This window comes from Cohnella soli (genome assembly GCF_042655525.1).
Lineage (GTDB): Bacteria > Bacillota > Bacilli > Paenibacillales > Paenibacillaceae > Cohnella > Cohnella soli.
Genome location: NZ_JBHSMI010000029.1, coordinates 539389 through 555360, shown reverse-complemented (window position 1 = coordinate 555360; position 15972 = coordinate 539389). Strand labels below are relative to the sequence as shown.

Annotated in this window: 14 protein-coding genes and 1 riboswitch; of the genes, 5 read left to right on the top strand and 9 right to left on the bottom strand. The window is 50.1% G+C overall.

Annotated elements, in window-relative coordinates:
* The first annotated feature begins 13 nt into the window (after positions 1-13).
* Positions 14-781: a polysaccharide deacetylase family protein gene (locus tag ACFPOF_RS22750; protein ID WP_378136917.1), complete on the top strand. Its 768-nt coding sequence runs from the start codon at positions 14-16 to the stop codon at positions 779-781.
* Here the strand turns inward: ACFPOF_RS22750 and cysC are convergent.
* From cysC to ACFPOF_RS22710, 8 genes are all read right to left on the bottom strand, one after another.
* Entirely contained in the window at positions 721-1236 is a 516-nt protein-coding gene (gene cysC, locus ACFPOF_RS22745) for an adenylyl-sulfate kinase (RefSeq protein WP_378136915.1), read from the bottom strand. The genes ACFPOF_RS22750 and cysC overlap by 61 nt on opposite strands.
* Positions 1199-2152 (bottom strand): STM4011 family radical SAM protein, encoded by a 954-nt coding sequence (locus ACFPOF_RS22740; protein WP_378136913.1) that lies wholly within the window; start codon positions 2150-2152, stop codon positions 1199-1201. The genes cysC and ACFPOF_RS22740 overlap by 38 nt, the downstream gene beginning before the upstream one ends.
* Complete coding sequence (locus tag ACFPOF_RS22735) at positions 2149-3474, bottom strand: STM4012 family radical SAM protein (RefSeq protein WP_378136911.1); 1326 nt, start codon at positions 3472-3474, stop codon at positions 2149-2151. Before ACFPOF_RS22735 ends, ACFPOF_RS22740 begins: the two co-directional genes overlap by 4 nt.
* A 12-nt stretch (positions 3475-3486) precedes the next feature.
* A complete protein-coding gene (locus ACFPOF_RS22730) occupies positions 3487-4272 on the bottom strand; it encodes an STM4013/SEN3800 family hydrolase (RefSeq protein WP_378136909.1) in 786 nt (261 codons plus the stop codon).
* 19 nt (positions 4273-4291) lie between these two features.
* Positions 4292-5491 carry an STM4014 family protein gene (locus ACFPOF_RS22725; RefSeq protein WP_378136907.1) on the bottom strand — a complete coding sequence of 400 codons (1200 nt, stop codon included), beginning with the start codon at positions 5489-5491 and terminating at the stop codon, positions 4292-4294.
* 11 nt (positions 5492-5502) lie between these two features.
* Positions 5503-6348, bottom strand: coding sequence for an STM4015 family protein (locus tag ACFPOF_RS22720; protein WP_378136905.1), 846 nt, complete (start codon positions 6346-6348; stop codon positions 5503-5505).
* 270 nt (positions 6349-6618) lie between these two features.
* On the bottom strand, positions 6619-7275 hold the full coding sequence (locus ACFPOF_RS22715) for a 3D domain-containing protein (protein WP_378136903.1): 657 nt from the start codon (positions 7273-7275) through the stop codon (positions 6619-6621).
* Between the two features lie 5 nt (positions 7276-7280).
* A riboswitch (cyclic di-AMP (ydaO/yuaA leader) is annotated at positions 7281-7442 on the bottom strand.
* Between the two features lie 134 nt (positions 7443-7576).
* Positions 7577-8488 carry a LysR family transcriptional regulator gene (locus ACFPOF_RS22710; protein ID WP_378136901.1) on the bottom strand — a complete coding sequence of 304 codons (912 nt, stop codon included), beginning with the start codon at positions 8486-8488 and terminating at the stop codon, positions 7577-7579.
* A 170-nt stretch (positions 8489-8658) separates the two neighbouring features.
* On the opposite strand from ACFPOF_RS22710, the gene ACFPOF_RS22705 reads away from it, so the two are divergent.
* The 3 genes from ACFPOF_RS22705 to sdhB are packed head-to-tail and all read left to right on the top strand — an operon-like array spanning position 8659 to position 11902.
* Entirely contained in the window at positions 8659-9330 is a 672-nt protein-coding gene (locus tag ACFPOF_RS22705; protein WP_378136899.1) for a succinate dehydrogenase cytochrome b558 subunit, read from the top strand.
* Positions 9331-9364: 34 nt separating this feature from the next.
* Complete coding sequence (gene sdhA / locus ACFPOF_RS22700; RefSeq protein WP_378136897.1) at positions 9365-11122, top strand: succinate dehydrogenase flavoprotein subunit; 1758 nt, start codon at positions 9365-9367, stop codon at positions 11120-11122.
* A gap of 3 nt (positions 11123-11125) precedes the next feature.
* Positions 11126-11902 (top strand): succinate dehydrogenase iron-sulfur subunit, encoded by a 777-nt coding sequence (gene sdhB / locus ACFPOF_RS22695; protein WP_378136895.1) that lies wholly within the window; start codon positions 11126-11128, stop codon positions 11900-11902.
* Between the two features lie 821 nt (positions 11903-12723).
* On the opposite strand, the gene ACFPOF_RS22690 is transcribed toward sdhB, so the two are convergent.
* A complete protein-coding gene (locus tag ACFPOF_RS22690; protein WP_378136893.1) occupies positions 12724-13713 on the bottom strand; it encodes a M15 family metallopeptidase in 990 nt (329 codons plus the stop codon).
* Positions 13714-13940: 227 nt separating this feature from the next.
* Between ACFPOF_RS22690 and ACFPOF_RS22685 the strand changes: the two genes are divergently transcribed.
* Complete coding sequence (locus tag ACFPOF_RS22685) at positions 13941-15926, top strand: methyl-accepting chemotaxis protein (protein WP_378136891.1); 1986 nt, start codon at positions 13941-13943, stop codon at positions 15924-15926.
* Positions 15927-15972: the final 46 nt, after the last annotated feature.

The following is a 15972-nucleotide window of genomic DNA, read 5'->3' as shown; positions in this document are numbered from 1 at the left end:
GAGGAAACGGTCGATGACGTTAGCGCGACTATTCAAAGCGGTGATGGCGCTGATCGGCTCCGTCACCTTTTTCATTGCGGCGGGAAACGGCCACGACTCCGTGCTTGCCAAACCTTCCGGCATGAGATGGTCGGATATGGAGAAGAAGTACAAAGGGGCATTTGTTCTGTCTGCGTCCGGGGACACGCGCAAAGTCGCCCTGACGTTCGATGACGTGCCGGACCCGCGGTTTACGTCTCAAGTGCTGGACGTGCTTAAACGAAAGAAAGTGACGGCAACGTTTTTTGTCGTCGGCACGCGCGCGAAGAAACATCCGGACCTCTTATTGCGCATACAGAAGGAAGGGCACGACATCGGCAACCATTCGTTTAGCCATCCGGATTTCTCCAAGCTGTCGCTGAATAAAATGCAGCAGCAGATCGGACGTGCGGAAACGATCATCGACGGTATCGTCGGGTTTAAGCCAAAGCTCGTGCGGCCGCCGTACGGAGAAATTACGGAGACACAGCTCCGATGGGCGAAGCAGGCAGGTTATACAGTCGTCAACTGGAACGTCGATTCGTCGGATTGGCGTCAGCTCAGCGCGAAGCAGGTGCTAAACAACGTGACGCGCTCCGTCCGTCCCGGTGCCGTCGTGCTTATGCACGCGGGCGGCGGGCAAGGGCAAAGCTTAAGAGGCACGGTGCAGTCGCTGCCGGCATTAATCGATTGGTTGAGGCTTCACCGGTACGAGCCGGTATCTTTGACCGAATTGCTCGGAGTGAAGGAGTCCAAACGCTGATTCGAACGATCCGCCACATACGCCCAAATTTGCTGTACATTTGCTTCTACGCTGCTAGTTGCAGTATGTATTGTAATGTCTGGAGTAACTGGCGGATCGTAAACATCGGAAATTCCGGTGAATTCTGCAATTTCACCTTCAATTGCTTTAGCGTATAAGCCTTTTACATCTCGGCGTATGCATTCCTCCAACGGACAATGTACATAGATTTCCACATAGTTCTCTAGCTCTGCTCGCGCATACTCACGCATTTCAGCATAAGGAGCAATCATCGAAATAATCGTCGTAATGCCGTTGCGATTGAGCAACTGGCTAACATAGACGGCACGATGTATATTCTCCATTCGATCTTGCCTGCTGAACCCTAGCTCTTTGCCAAGTTTGTGTCTTAGCTCATCGCCATCCAAGCATTCGACTCTAACCGCTCGTTCCCGTAAAGTCGCAGCGAGCGCCAAGGCTGTTGTCGTTTTCCCCGAACTGGGGAGGCCGGTTAGCCATATTGCTGTTCCGCTCAATGTACGATCCCTCCCATAACGCAATACGCTCCAGTATGTGCTCACCGTAAATATGTTCCAGCTTCTGTGATTCCATATGGATGTAACCGATATAACAATCGCATTGATTCATCCGACATGGTCGTTGCTTGGCAATTGCCTCCAAACCATCCCTATACAAATTACCAATGACTTGTCTATCTTTATAGCAGCGCTTGATCCGTCCATCTCCCTGCACATAGAATACGGACTCTCCGGCACGACAGGGCATACCTAAGCTATTGTAATCTTGGGCATTTAATGAAAAATAGGGATCGATCTGAGCCAACCAGACCATATCTTCATCCGAATAATAATCAGCTTTATCCTTAAATGCGTTAATCCACAAGTAAACATTTGAAGGTAAGTTTTTTCTTAATGAAGCGATCGAATCAAATGAGCTTTTAACACCAACAGAACCAACACTAAATGGAACGTTGTGCGTGTAGAGCTTATGACATTGCTGTAAAAATCGTTCCTCTTTCGTCTGTCCCGGATGATAAGTTACCCAAAAGGCTGCGGTCAGCGGATTTAATTGACCTACCCAATCAAGATTGGCTGATAAATTCGTTTGAATTGCCACTTTGCTCACATGTGGCATATGGGACAGCTCAACCAGAGCATCTCTATACCATAGATGCGTCAGCCCTTCACCATAAGGATTAAAAAATAGAGATAACTGACGGTCTTGCTGTTTAACCCAATCCACAAATTTTCGCACCTGCAAGTGATCTTTAGCCAGCGTCTCTCGGCTATCTATATTTTTACTGAAAGGACAATAGGGGCAATCGTAATTGCAAGAGCTCAAGCTACCCCGAAAATAAATGGTCGTCTTCATGTGATTACACAGCTTTCCATGCGCATCCGTATTTCTGGGGAGATAAACCAATCGCCTATCGCGTCGGAGTACATCATCCCTTCTGCAGTTAGTCGCAACACTTCCTTCTGGACAACAGCAAGCTCTGCATCCAGCAGCAAATTTAGCTCAGGATAATCGTTAAGCGCCGAACTGTTAAATCTCCCCGTATAGCTAGCCAACGTCAAACCTTCCGTATGTAGCAAGGATTTAAGAATAAAGCGCCGCTGCTGCTCATCTTTGCCAAGTACAATCCCATAATCCGCATAGGTAAAATCAGTTGCTGCCACATAATCGGCAATAATACTTGCTGTAGCTGCACGTCCTACGCTATAACGTGAGGAATAGTGAACAGCATTTGTATATGAGCGTGCACCGCAGCCAAGCCCAACCATGCCTTCATCATGACAGCCGTAATCAAGCAATCGCTTTGGTGAATCTGCTTCTGCTTTAGCAAATCTACGCATCGAATACTGCGTATACCCGTGCGCTAACAAGCGTTCTCGTGCAATGCTATATAGACGTAGCCGCTGATCTTCTCCGCTCTGTCTAATTTGCTCTGGCTTGACGATCGTATGCTCACGCGTATATAGCGGATAAATAAAAATTTCCTGCGGCTCATAAAATAGCGCTTTGTCCAACGAGTACAGCCATGAATCATGTGTTTGCCCGGGAAGCCCGTAAATCAAATCCAAGTTGAGAATGGGAAACGAGTAAAGTTTGAGTTGTTTCAGCGCTCGTTCCACTTCCTGTGGCTTTTGCGGACGATAGATCGCTTCTGCTTCCGCTTCAATAAAGCTTTGAATCCCCATACTGATCCTATCCACTTTTCTACGTTTCAAAATGTCCAAACGCTCGGCAGTTACCGTCTCTGGAGAAGTTTCCACCGAGATAGAAGCTCGTTCTGGGTTCATGCCAATTACATGCTGTGCGATATGAAACAAGCGCTCAAGCTGAGTAGGCGCTAGCAGTGTCGGTGTTCCCCCGCCAATCGCAAATCTGGCAATCGGCTTATGTTGAATGAAGGGTGCCCACTGTTCTGCTTGTCTTTCCAAGGCATCGACGTATTCAGCATGCACATTCGCACGCTTATCAGGTAAGGTGAATAAATTACAGAAGCCGCAGCGAGCACCGCAAAACGGAATATGCATATATAAAAAGAACGTATCTGCCAATTCCCGACTCCAAAGTTCAGATAACGGCAGCTTCGTCTCCAATGTTCGATAGGACGTTTTATGCGGATAAGAGTATAGATAAGAGCGATAGGGCTCTGAAGTTAAATGATGCCTCCAACTATTGTTCATAATCATTGCTCCCTACAACATAAATTCGCGATAAGGCACATTCCACACGACTTCATGGGCCAGCCTGTGACCATTGTAGCCATCTTCGCCATAAGCGGTGCCATGATCAGAAAACGCCATGCAGAACACAGGACGCTTCCGTTCTCTAAATGCTTGAAATAAGCGACCTAGCTCGCCGTCTACATAACGAAGAGCTGCACGTTGTGTCTCTACTGAATCTTGCTTTGCTCCTTGAACAAAATAATGATTCGGTCCATGAATCGCTGAAACATTAATAAACATAAACAAGCGTGCTTCTTGATCTGAACGCTCTAATAGCTTCAGCGCATGATTGACTTGATGCTCGGTCGAGCGCGGATTTGTCACGCCAAAGGTCATCCGCCAATAGCTTTCCTGAAAATAACTGGGTAGCACTTTCGCAAGTGGAACTTTTTTCGTAAAAAAAATAACTCCGCCAATACAAATCGTGCGATAACCTTCCGTTTGCAGTCCCGATACGATATCCGTCGTATCGAATTGCCACGTATACGGATGTGTTTTCAGCCCTGTATTTTTGGAGTGGAACAAACGCACATGTTCTGATTTATTTGTAGTAGCCGGAGTCGGAAGAAAGCCACCGAAAAATGCATGATGTGCGGCATAAGTGAAGCTGCCTGGTGTATGTCTCAGCTCCCAATGCCCATCATCACATAAATTCGGGCAATGCTCTTCCTCCATCGCAGCAGCGTCATAACGCAGTGTATCTAGTGTTATCATGAGAATATCATGACTTCCGACAATTTCGTTCATGTTAAACATTCTGTTGCTCCTCTTCCAGCTAGATCGAGATCGTCCTCATTTCCCATTCATAGGGATCGTATCCTTGATAATGACTATCATATAGCAAATCACCAAATGGATTAACGTCCAGTATGTAAGGCTGGTAAGAACCGCTACTGAGCAGCACATCTATACCTGCAACCATCGATTGTGAAAATGCTAATAAGGCTCTCTCCGCACATTGATGTACAGTAGCTTGAAGCAAATCAGAGAGACCGATTTGCTTCAAACTCATCCGTTTGCTGTCGAGATGCAAGTTAGTAATCGGTGTCTTGCTTGCTCTAGCAATGCTGTGACAGGCTTTGCCTGCGACAACAAGCTGACGAATATCGAAGCTGTGCTGCTGATAAGATGCTTTTGGAATCCATTGTTCGATATGGGCGCCATGCCCTAACAGCCAATTGATCATTTGCCGGATTGCATGGCGATCATTGTAAGTTACCAGCTTTTTCACATTGTAAAATAACGGAGGTCGGGTGTAATAGTTTTCTACACCCATCGTAGTTACGGCAGATTCTGCCCCTGTTACGGGATTCAACTGATAAGCGATTACTCCACATGCACCAGAGCCAGTAGCCAGCTTAATAAACAAACGATAGGAGCGCTCACTTGCCATTGCTTCACGCAGTGCATCATAAGTTTGGATGGCTTGCGGTGCAACTAATCTTCTGGGCAGTGGCAAGCCTGCTGCTGATAAAATTTGATACGTATGCCGCTTATCGAACATAGCAGCTATATCCTGAGGCGTATTCATCCAGCGCGGCATATTCCATAGCTGCTTGGCTTGTCCATCTAACTTTGCTAGCAGTCTGCAATATCCACGAAACCATTGAGAAGGATGATAGAGCCTGCCTTTCACTTCCTTTATACTGCGAGCACTCTTGGCGGACAGGGGATGGAAAGTATCATTGTAGTTTAGCCAGAACTTATCATCCTCTTCAATAGCCGAGTCTGTAGAACTGGGTGCGCCAAGTGCAATAAGCTCACGCTCTACTTCAAAATGCTCTCCTGGCGCATCTACCCGCAGAATGGGCGGTTTTTCAAGTTGCTCATAGCTTTCCGCAAGCGAAATCAAATCTGCTCTGCCTTGCAGTACATCAATATAACTCAAAACAAGGGCTGGGGATAACCCCAGCCTTGCTCTTGCTGCTTGCAGTCCGTTTGTTCTTTTATTATCGGGATTACCAATGAGAATCATCGTGCTCATCATTATTCCGTCAATGACGGATAGCGGTAATCCTCATGTTCATCAGTATCCTGCTGATCGCTAATATCCACGTTAATACCAGATTGATTCCAGCGGTCCATCATGTTATCGGACATATAATGATAATTTAGGTCAAGAAACTGTAGCTTCATAATTTTATCGCTTAGCAGCAGTGCTTCCGCACCTTTATCAGTTAGCGTTCCTAAAGAAAGATCCAAGGTGTGCAACTGATCGACAATTGGCGCATTCGCTATAGCAATCGCAATTTCATCTTGAATCTCGCTGTCTTTAAGTCCAAGATATGTAAGTTGTGGGAACTTCCCCGGTTCGATTAGCTTAAGTACATCTTCAAGACTGCCATCGAATCCATATTCTTCGACTCCGAGGTACAACTCCAACTTCTGTAAGCTTTTGAAGCTTCCCTTGCTAATGCTGGCAATTACATCTTTACCCAGCCCGCCGCAAATAATCGTAAGCTGCTGCAACTTGTCATGCCGAGCCGGTTCAAGACTAAGACCTGTGCTGCCTTTAATAGTAAAGCTTATTAACTCGGGATAAGCAACGAGTAACGGTCCAAGATTGGATTGATTAATCCAGGAGACCTCGCACTCTTCATAGCTCATATCACCTATAAATAGGCTACGTAGCTTTGGGAAACGATCCTTCAAGCGTACAAGAGCTTCCACAGTAGCACTGGAATCTGTCTCATAAGCGCCGCCCCAGTCCCCGATAATCAAACTTTCCAATTGTGCGCTCTCTTTTTTCGCTGCCAACTCTTCTATTAATGTGATCATTCGAACCCCAGCTTCATGTTGCTCATAATCGACAAACAGTTTGCATTCAGACATAAGAATACCTCCTGAGGATGAGTACTAATCTTGTGATATTATCCCTAAAGCTTTCTGAACAGAAAGGAAATCAGATGGCAAGAAAGGATTACAGAAGTAGTTTACCTGATGTCGTTACGATCGACTAGCTTTCTTTGGCTTGAATGTGGTTTTTTAACAAGCGTGGAGGAAAAATGAATGTCTGAATCCGATTTCATCATTTTGCAACTTGAAAACCGCCAGGGTGAACCCCTGACGGTTTTCCTCATTTGCGGAGTAACCGCTATTCTGTTATTTCAATACGTACACTTTAACGCTTTGGTAACCGAAGCCCGATACGAATTGACGGCTTCCCGGTACGAAGATATCGATTCGGTTGCCTTTGATCGCGCCGCCTTTATCGGTGGCCGTTGCGATTAACCCGCCTGTCGGCAAGCCGGAGAAGTCGTAACCGGTAATGTATACGCGCGTTCCGAACGGAATGACGCTAGGGTCGACGGCGATCGTCCCCAGCTTTAACGGGTTCCCGAAGTAATCGACAGGGCCCCATTCGCCGTTCTCTTCCGCCGAAGCGGAGTAAGCGGTTGCTTTAATATCGAGAACTTTTGAGAAGCCGAGCGATTGTCCGGACGTCGTCGTCACGGATTGTGCTGTTACCGTGTTTTCTTTGGCCGCGCTTTCTTTGGTATCCGCCGCGGCGAGCATGCTGTTGCCAGGAATGACGAGCGTTAAGCCGGCGTAAATGTTCAGCGGATCAATTCGCGGATTCGCATCCATCAGTTCTTCCAGCGGAACGTTTAGTTGCTTGGACAATTTCCAGAACGTATCGCCTTCTTTGGCCGTATACGGAGCTGTAGCTGCGTAGGCCGTCAGAGACGGAATCGCCAAAGCGGCGCCGAGTGCGAGCGCGCTGGCGCGCGTTCCGAGCTTTTTCCAACTGTGTACCATCTGAGATATCCTCCTGAGAATCGGCCGGCGAGGTTAGCTGTCGGATTAGAGCCGGGAGATCGACTCTTCGCGAAATCGCGATTCACCCCAAGTACATGGCGGATATGTATCCTGCGCATACTTTCGATATTGTCCCCCGCACCCGAAGGTTTAGGCCGTCATTTGTGCCTTGACTTTGGTATTCCCAGCCAACCGGGAAACGATGCCAAGAAGCATATGTAAAAGGCTAACACAATGCATAGGCCTGTAAAACCGGAAACTATAGGAAAATAGGTCGCCCACAGCAGCAGGGGAGGATGGGCTACTCCATTCCAGGCACCGCTCTGCGAGCGAAATAAGCGGTTGTCTCATCAATGAGATACCGCGTGGAAGGCGCAAGCCATAAGGGATCGCCGTGAATAAGCGACGTTGTCCTTTTCGTTTCCTCGAGCTCCCGAATTCGGACCAAGACGAGGTCGTTATCTGCCAATACTTGCTCGCGCAAATACGATTTTGGCAGCAGTGTGCCCGCGCGGCAAGCGGACAGAAGCCGGATAATCGCTTCGAACGAATCGATTTCCATCCGAACGTCCGGTTTTAGTTTGTACGTCTTAAACAACTCGTCGGTCAACGTGCGATACCAAGTCCCCGGAGCAAACAAAATCATCGGCAGCCCGTTCAGATCGTTCATTTCCAAATGAGTTCTTTCTAATAAAAGATGTTTTCGCGGGAGGACGAGGATAAGATGATCGTCAAACAAGGGTAAACTGGTAATGGCGTCGTCTACGACCGATGAGGCGACGATGCCGAAATCGACTTTGCGTTCTTTGACTAACGTCGCGATTTCGTGGGACTTGCCGGTGACCGCTTTAATTTCCAAGTTCGGATGTTTGCCGGTCATCGTAGTAATCAGCTCGGGGAGCGTCGTCTGCAGCGTCGTCAAGCTCGCTCCGATCGTTGCCACCGGTGCTTCCGAAGACTTGAATGCGTTTAACTTCTGCAAGTAGTCACCATGGAACCGCCGAAGCTCAAGGGCGAAATCATACGTGAGTTTGCCTGCAGGCGTTAGCTCGAGCCTTTTACCGATACGGCGGAACAGATCGACTTCAAGTTCGGCTTCCATTCTGGACAGTCGGCGGGATAGTGCGGGCTGAGACAAGTTCAAGCGTTCAGCGGCTTTATTTAAGCTTCGTTGTTCCACGATCGCGGCGAACAAACGCATATCTTCCAACATGGATAAACAGCCTCTCTTATGCGTAATTGTTATAAGTTTTAATATTAAATAAGCAGTTCCATTATAAGCGAAAATAGAGTAACCTTAAAAGCGGTGACAAAATGGTGACGTCTGACAATTCGTCGCTATTGTTGTCGAAGCTCGGATGCGAAAGGAGAACGAACACACACATGGCAAGTAATTCTTACTTACCGAGAAAGCTTCACTCATTGCTCGGCGTTATCCCGCTCGGATTGTTTATCGTCGAGCACGCGATAACGAACTACTCCGCGTTCGAAGGAGGGAAAGAGCGGTTCGACAAAAGCATCAACAATTTGAACGAGATGCCTTTGCTCTTTTTCCTTGAGCTGTTCGTCATTTGGCTGCCGATCTTGTTCCATGGCGTATACGGCTTGTATGTCGCTTACCAGTCGAACTTGAACACGGGACGATTCAGCTATGGACGCAACTGGGCGTTTGCGGCGCAACGGATAACCGGGGTTATCACGTTTATTTTCGTGGCCTGGCACTTTTACGAGACGCGCTTCCAGCTTGTACTCGGCAACGTGCGGCACGAGGACCTCGGATCGCGCATGAACGAAATTTTTCAAAACCCGGTCGCGTTGACAGCTTACGTCATCGGCGTCGTTGCCGCAATGTTCCACTTCGCCAACGGCTTGTGGGCATTCCTCGTCAGCTGGGGCATTACGGTCGGACCGCGTGCGCAGAAAATTTCCTCCAACATTTGCATGGTCATTTTCGTCATTTTGACCGCGTTGTTCCTGTTGTCCATCGTAGCGCTTAGCGGCGATGAATTCTCGAACGAAGCTGCCGCGCTGCTCGGTTCGGCGACACAAGGATAACATACCCCTATCGATAGCGGGAGGAGAAACATAGATGGCTACTCAAAAAGTAATTGTCGTCGGCGGCGGACTAGCCGGCTTGATGGCGACGATCAAAGCGGCGGAAGCGGGCATGCGGGTTGACCTGTTCTCGCTCGTGCCGGTTAAACGTTCCCACTCCGTATGCGCGCAAGGCGGCATTAACGGAGCGGTGAATACGAAAGGCGAAGGCGACTCCCCATGGGAGCACTTCGACGACACGGTATACGGAGGAGACTTCCTCGCGAACCAACCGCCGGTCAAGGCGATGTGCGAAGCTGCGCCCGGCATCATTCACTTGATGGACCGGATGGGCGTCATGTTCAGCCGTACGCCGGAAGGATTGCTCGATTTCCGTCGTTTTGGCGGTACGCAATACCACCGCACGGCTTTCGCCGGCGCGACGACCGGACAACAACTGCTGTACGCATTGGACGAGCAAGTTCGCCGCTGGGAAGTGGCCGGACTCGTTCAGAAGTTCGAACACTGGGAATTTACCGGCGCTGTGCTTGACGACGACGGCGTATGCCGCGGCATCTCGGCGCAAGATTTGCGCACGATGGAATGTGTCACGTTCCGCGGAGACGCAGTCATTCTCGCGACCGGCGGACCGGGCATCATCTTCGGAAAAACAACAAACTCCGTCATTAATACGGGAACCGCAGCGAGCGCAGTGTACCAGCAAGGCGTTCATTATGCGAACGGCGAGTTTATCCAAATTCACCCGACAGCTATTCCGGGCGACGACAAAAACCGCCTCATGAGCGAATCGGCGCGCGGCGAAGGCGGACGCATCTGGACGTACAAAGACGGCAAGCCTTGGTACTTCCTTGAGGAGAAATATCCGGCGTACGGCAATCTCGTACCGCGCGATATCGCGACTCGGGAAATTTTTGACGTGTGCGTAAACCAAAAGCTCGGCATCGACGGCGAGAACAAAGTGTACTTGGATCTTTCTCACAAAGACCCGAAAGAACTCGACGTCAAACTCGGCGGCATCATCGAGATTTACGAGAAATTCACGGGCGACGATCCGCGTAAAATTCCGATGCAAATATTCCCTGCGGTCCACTATTCGATGGGCGGCTTGTGGGTCGACTACAACCAAATGACGAACATCCCAGGGCTCTTTGCCTGCGGAGAATGCGATTACCAATATCATGGCGCGAATCGTCTCGGCGCGAACTCGCTCTTGTCGGCGATTTTCGGCGGTATGGTTACGGGACCGAAAGCGGTCGAATACATCAAAGGCTTGAAGAAGTCTGCGGAAGACGTATCCGAAGGTGTGTTCGAGCGTGAACGCAGCAAGCAGAAGAGCAAATTCGACGCCATCCTGAAAATGGACGGAACGGAAAATGCTTATGTCATCGCGAAAGAGCTCGGCGAATGGATGACGAACAACATGACCGTCGTTCGTTACAACAAGAAGCTCGAAGAAACGATCGGCAAAATCAAGGAACTGAAACAACGTTACAAGAAGATCAACATCAACGACGTGGCGAACTGGAACAACTCGGGTGCTGCATATACCCGTCAACTATGGAACATGCTGGAGCTCGCCGAGTCGATGACCGTCAGCGCACTGTTGCGCGACGAAAGCCGCGGTGCGCATTACAAGCCGGAATTCCCGGATCGCGACGATGACAAATTCCTGAAGACGTCCAAGGCGACCTGGACAGCGGAAGGGCCACAAATTTCGTACGAAGATGTCGATACATCCTTAATTCATCCGCGTAAGCGCGACTACTCCACCAACAAGAAGAAGGAGGGCTAAGCCATGGCGACAACGACAACAGCGGCTGGAACCGCGAAACGCACGGTCAAGTTTGTTATTACGCGCAAGGACAGTCCGGAAGCCGCTTCTTATACCGAGGAGTTCGAGGTACCGTATCGTCCGAACATGAACGTTATCAGCGCGCTCATGGAAATTCAACGCAACCCGGTTAAAGCCGATGGCGCGAAAACGGCTCCCGTCTGCTGGGAATCGAACTGCCTTGAAGAAGTGTGCGGCGCTTGCTCGATGGTCATTAACGGTAAGCCTCGTCAGGCTTGCTCCGCTCTCATCGACAAGCTGGAACAACCGATTCGGCTTGAGCCGATGTCGACGTTCCCGGTCGTGCGCGACCTTGTCATCAACCGCGAGCGTATGTTTAATGCGCTCAAGAAAGTAAAAGCGTGGATTCCGATCGACGGCACGTACGATCTCGGACCGGGTCCTCGCATGGCAGAGTCGAAGCGCCAGTGGGCGTATGAACTGTCCAAGTGCATGACGTGCGGCGTATGCCTCGAAGCATGCCCGAACGTCAACGACCGCAACAGCTTCATCGGCCCGGCGCCGATATCACAAGTTCGCTTGTTCAATGCTCACCCGACGGGCGAGATGAACGCGCACGAGCGCCTTGAGGCGCTCATGGAAGAAGGCGGGATCGAAGGCTGCGGTAACTCGCAGAACTGCGTCCGCTCTTGCCCGAAAGGTATTCCGCTGACGACGTCCATCGCAGCCATGAACCGCGACACGACGAAGCATTTGTTTAAGCAATGGCTTGGGATGTAACATTCTAGAACGATTAAACCGCCGAAGAGGAAGGTCTCTCTTTGGCGGTTTTTTTGTGTGTTGGGTACCTAGCCGTTAAAACCAACCGATCAAGTCGTCCGCCTCACGCTCCGCGTCACCCAATATCACCTCATCGCACTCATCCGCAGTACGCGCCTATCGCTAACTCACAATGACTACTTTGAAACTAACTATCTTATCGATTCCACCTATGGAAAATAAAACGCCCTCCGCCAACGGTTGTTGGCCTGAGGACGTTCTTCATTTTGCACCCAGCTTACTCGAACGATCGCATAGCAAAACGTTAATCTGATCTGACCACTTGTACGAAAAATCGTTACTACTTAGGTTTTCCTACTTTTCGGAGACCTAAGTAGTATGGAATTCCAAGTGAGTAACCGCGCGTAGTACCGTTATTTCGGCGAAACACGGAATTCCAAGTGAGTAACCGCGCGTAGCACCGTTATTTCGGCGAAACACGGAATTCCAAGTGATTAGCCGCGCGTGGCATCAATATTTAGGCGAAACACGGAATTCCAAGTGATCAGTTTCAGGGTGCATTCCGCATTACGCGGACAACACCTATTCAGGTCGGCCTAAGTAGTAACGAAAAATCGTACAAAAGCGAGGTGTTCCATGTCCCCCACGCGCTGATTTGTACGAAAAATCATACACAAGTGAGGTGTTCCGTGCCTCACGGCGCTTGATTGTTCGAAAAAACGTACAAAAGCGAGGCGTTTCATGTCCTAAGCGCTGGTTTGTACGAAAAATCGTATAAAGTGACGGCGCCAGACCGCTACCGCGCCAGACCGCTACCGCACTTACCGCGCAATCACTTCAGCCGCTTCGTCCATATACTCTTCGAGCGTAATTTTTTGCCGAGCGATTTCTTTGGCGACATCGCGGCCGACATAACGAACGTGCCACGGCTCGTAAGAATAGCCGGTTATTTTTTCTTTACCTTTCAGGAAACGAATGATGAAGCCGTGATCTGCCGCGTGCGCAGCGAGCCATTTGCCTTCTTTCGTTTTCGCGAAAGTTTCCTCGAGGGCGTATCCAACGCTGGCACTCGAAATGTCCATGGCGAGTCCGGTTTGATGCTCGCTTTGGCCGGGGCGCGCGCTTGTCTTGTTGGCGACGTCTTCGCCTTTTTTCTCCGCGTTTGCGGTGAATATTGCTTTCTGAGTGGCATAGGATCGGTAGCCGGAGACGGCTTTCAACTCGATGCCATCGTCTTTCGCCGCTTGGAACAGCGATTCGAGCGCATCGGCCGCAGCTTTGCGCATTTTTTTCTTCGGAGAATCCCCGGAGAACGAGAACGGCACGTCGGGAACGACCAAATCCGGCGGCACATAGTCGGACGGCAAGTTGCGCTTTTTGTTGGCGAGCACGTACAGGCTTTTTGGGTTCGTGATGACATCGATACCGCCCTTGTGCTCAATCGTCATCGCAGGCAGGTCATCCGGTGAAATAATCTGACCGAAATCGTAATCGTCGTTAGGAGACGGCTTGGATGGCTTAGACGGCTTGGGAGGTTTGGATGGTTCGGATGGTTCGGATGGCTCGGATGGCTTACCAGAAGGTTTCTCCTCAGGAGTCGGCGTCGGTGTCGATTCGGGTGCGGATGCTTCCGGTTCTTCGACTTCAATCGGCTCTGATGGAGAGGCAGACGGCGTCGAAAGTTCCGGCGAAGCGGGAGCGCTAGCCGAGGTATCGGGCTTGCCGGACGCATTGTCGTTCAACGCGTGTACTTGGGACCATAGGCCACCGACAATTGTGGCGGCAATAATAAAATAAATTATTTTTTTCAAGTGACTCTCTCCTTATAAACATGGTGCGATTGCTCAATGATGAGGAGGTTTTCGACTAAGTTCGACATTATTCTACAAGTCTTCTACTCTACTAAACTGTGTATCTTGTAAAAAAGTTGCTTGTTTTCGACACTTTCCATTAAATTTCAATTGTGTTGGGGAGGAAAAGGGAGATTGGCGTCAAATTGGTTAGAAATGCCTATGGAATGAATATGGGGAACAAAGGAATGGTTTCTCGAAGACGATTTTGGGGTTATTTGAGAATACAGGTACTTGTCATTTTGCTAGTTGTTCTGATCCTTCCGCTTGGCTGTGTCGGATGGTTTTATTACCAGACCTTAAGCGGCGATTTGGGGAAAATCGAAAAGTCGCACGCGCTTGAAGTCGGCGACTCTGCTTCTCGCTTAATTGAGCAACTCGGTGAGCAGTTGTCGGGCACCGCGATTACGAATGCCAAATGGGCGGATTACGTAACGGCGATTCGATCCGGAGATATGGATTGGATCGAGGAAAACGTTAACGCGTCGGTGGACATTATTCCACATGTGAACTTCACGGCGACGGTTGGATTCGACGGCAGTGTTCTTACCCAGTCTGGGGACGTGCCGGAGTTTTCGGGCAAGCTGAAAGAGTTATCCATCGTGGACAAAGTGAAGAAGTTGACGGATACTTACGGTTTGATGCAGACGTCCAAAGGACTCGCTATTGTAGCGGCATCGCAAATTATGAACGAGGAAGGCACGGACAAATCGGATCATTTTCTCGTATTCGGAAGACTGCTTGACGATGATGCGATGAAAGGAATAGGCGTAATTCTGAACGCCAAAATCGGCATTCGCGGCGCGAACGATCAGCGGCTCGGCAGCGATCAGCAGGCAATCGGCCTTTTCGGAACTGGGGCCGGTTTTCCCGAGTCGCAGAGCTTCGAGGAAGGGAAGATCGACAACAATAGTTATGGCATCGTCAAATCGGGCTTTCCAAGCCTGACAGGCAATCGGATCGCCGATATCGTCGTTGCCGTCCCGGCAGAAGCCAGCGGAAAGGTGAAAGAGGAGATGGTGCGCATCAGCCTGATCGCAGGAGCACTCGCCATCCTTCTGATCGCACTCATCGCGGTCATCGTTCGCATCAGAATCATCGTGCCATTGGTCGGATTCGACCGTTTCCTAAGAGAAGTCGCATCCGGCCGTCTGACGGACAAGTTGCCCGAGAAAGTTATGCGTAGAGGCGATGAGATCGGCTCGATTGCGCAATCGCTAGCGGGGATGGTTGACCAGTTAAAGACGCTCGTCTCTGGGATCCGCGAAACTGCAGCCGCAACGTCTTCGGCAGCGGCACAACTGACGGGAGAAGCCGATTCGGCGGCGGATGGAGCTAATCGCATTGCGGAATCGATGCGAGAAGTGGCGGCAGGCGCCGATTCGCAGGCGCAAGGGATGAAGCGCGGAGCGGAAGTTACGCGCGAAATCCAGCAAGGCATGACGACGATCGCCGATCGCACGTCATCGGTAGCTGCCGTATCTGAACAGGCGACTATCCGTGCAGTTGAAGGTAACGAGACGGTGAAACAAGCTGTCGACAAGATAGAGACGATCGCTGCTGCGGCCGGGTTGTCGGTAGAGGACGCATTGTCGCTTCATGTGAAGTCCGAGCAAATCGGCCGAATGGTCGAGGCGATCTCTGGTATCGCATACCGGACAAACTTGCTTGCACTTAACGCCAACATAGAGGCAAGCCGCGCTGGAGAACATGGCAAAGGATTTGCTGTCGTGGCAGGGGAAGTGAGGAAGCTGGCGTTGCAATCGGACGTCACGGCTCAAGATATCCGTAATGAAGTAGAGGAAATACAGGCGTTGATCGAGAAGGTGAAGACAAGAATCGAAAATGGCTACCGGGAAACGCAAGGCGGAGCAGCCATCGTGCGTGAAGCAGGAGGCGTGTTCGAGAACATCTCGAACGGTATCAAGGATATGGAGGCGGAGCTGAGGGAAATCGCCGCTGCGGGGCAGGAGATCGAAGCCCAGGTCGAAGAATTGTCGGCGCTTGTCGCGCAAACGGAAGCGATCTCGGAATCAAGCGCGGAGAGATCGCAGGAAGTCGCTGACATATCGGATACGCAGATGGGGTCCGTCAGAATGGTGGCGGACGCGATGGTTCGTTTATCCGGGCGCATCCGCGAACTTGAACAGGCGGTTAACAAGTTTAAATTGTAGGCATGAAGTGAAATAGAACGGCAAAACCCCCGCGTGGTCATCTTGC

Excerpts from the sequence above, each read along its gene's own strand:
- ACFPOF_RS22730 (WP_378136909.1), bottom strand. The coding sequence starts at position 4,272 with ATGTTTAACATGAACGAAATTGTCGGAAGTCATGATATTCTCATGATA.
- ACFPOF_RS22715 (WP_378136903.1), bottom strand. The coding sequence starts at position 7,275 with ATGGTACACAGTTGGAAAAAGCTCGGAACGCGCGCCAGCGCGCTCGCA.
- ACFPOF_RS22725 (WP_378136907.1), bottom strand. The coding sequence starts at position 5,491 with ATGATTCTCATTGGTAATCCCGATAATAAAAGAACAAACGGACTGCAA.
- ACFPOF_RS22705 (WP_378136899.1), top strand. The coding sequence starts at position 8,659 with ATGGCAAGTAATTCTTACTTACCGAGAAAGCTTCACTCATTGCTCGGC.
- ACFPOF_RS22710 (WP_378136901.1), bottom strand. The coding sequence starts at position 8,488 with ATGTTGGAAGATATGCGTTTGTTCGCCGCGATCGTGGAACAACGAAGC.
- ACFPOF_RS22685 (WP_378136891.1), top strand. The coding sequence starts at position 13,941 with ATGGTTTCTCGAAGACGATTTTGGGGTTATTTGAGAATACAGGTACTT.
- ACFPOF_RS22735 (WP_378136911.1), bottom strand. The coding sequence starts at position 3,474 with ATGAACAATAGTTGGAGGCATCATTTAACTTCAGAGCCCTATCGCTCT.
- sdhA (WP_378136897.1), top strand. The coding sequence starts at position 9,365 with ATGGCTACTCAAAAAGTAATTGTCGTCGGCGGCGGACTAGCCGGCTTG.
- ACFPOF_RS22720 (WP_378136905.1), bottom strand. The coding sequence starts at position 6,348 with ATGTCTGAATGCAAACTGTTTGTCGATTATGAGCAACATGAAGCTGGG.
- sdhB (WP_378136895.1), top strand. The coding sequence starts at position 11,126 with ATGGCGACAACGACAACAGCGGCTGGAACCGCGAAACGCACGGTCAAG.
- ACFPOF_RS22740 (WP_378136913.1), bottom strand. The coding sequence starts at position 2,152 with ATGAAGACGACCATTTATTTTCGGGGTAGCTTGAGCTCTTGCAATTAC.
- ACFPOF_RS22750 (WP_378136917.1), top strand. The coding sequence starts at position 14 with ATGACGTTAGCGCGACTATTCAAAGCGGTGATGGCGCTGATCGGCTCC.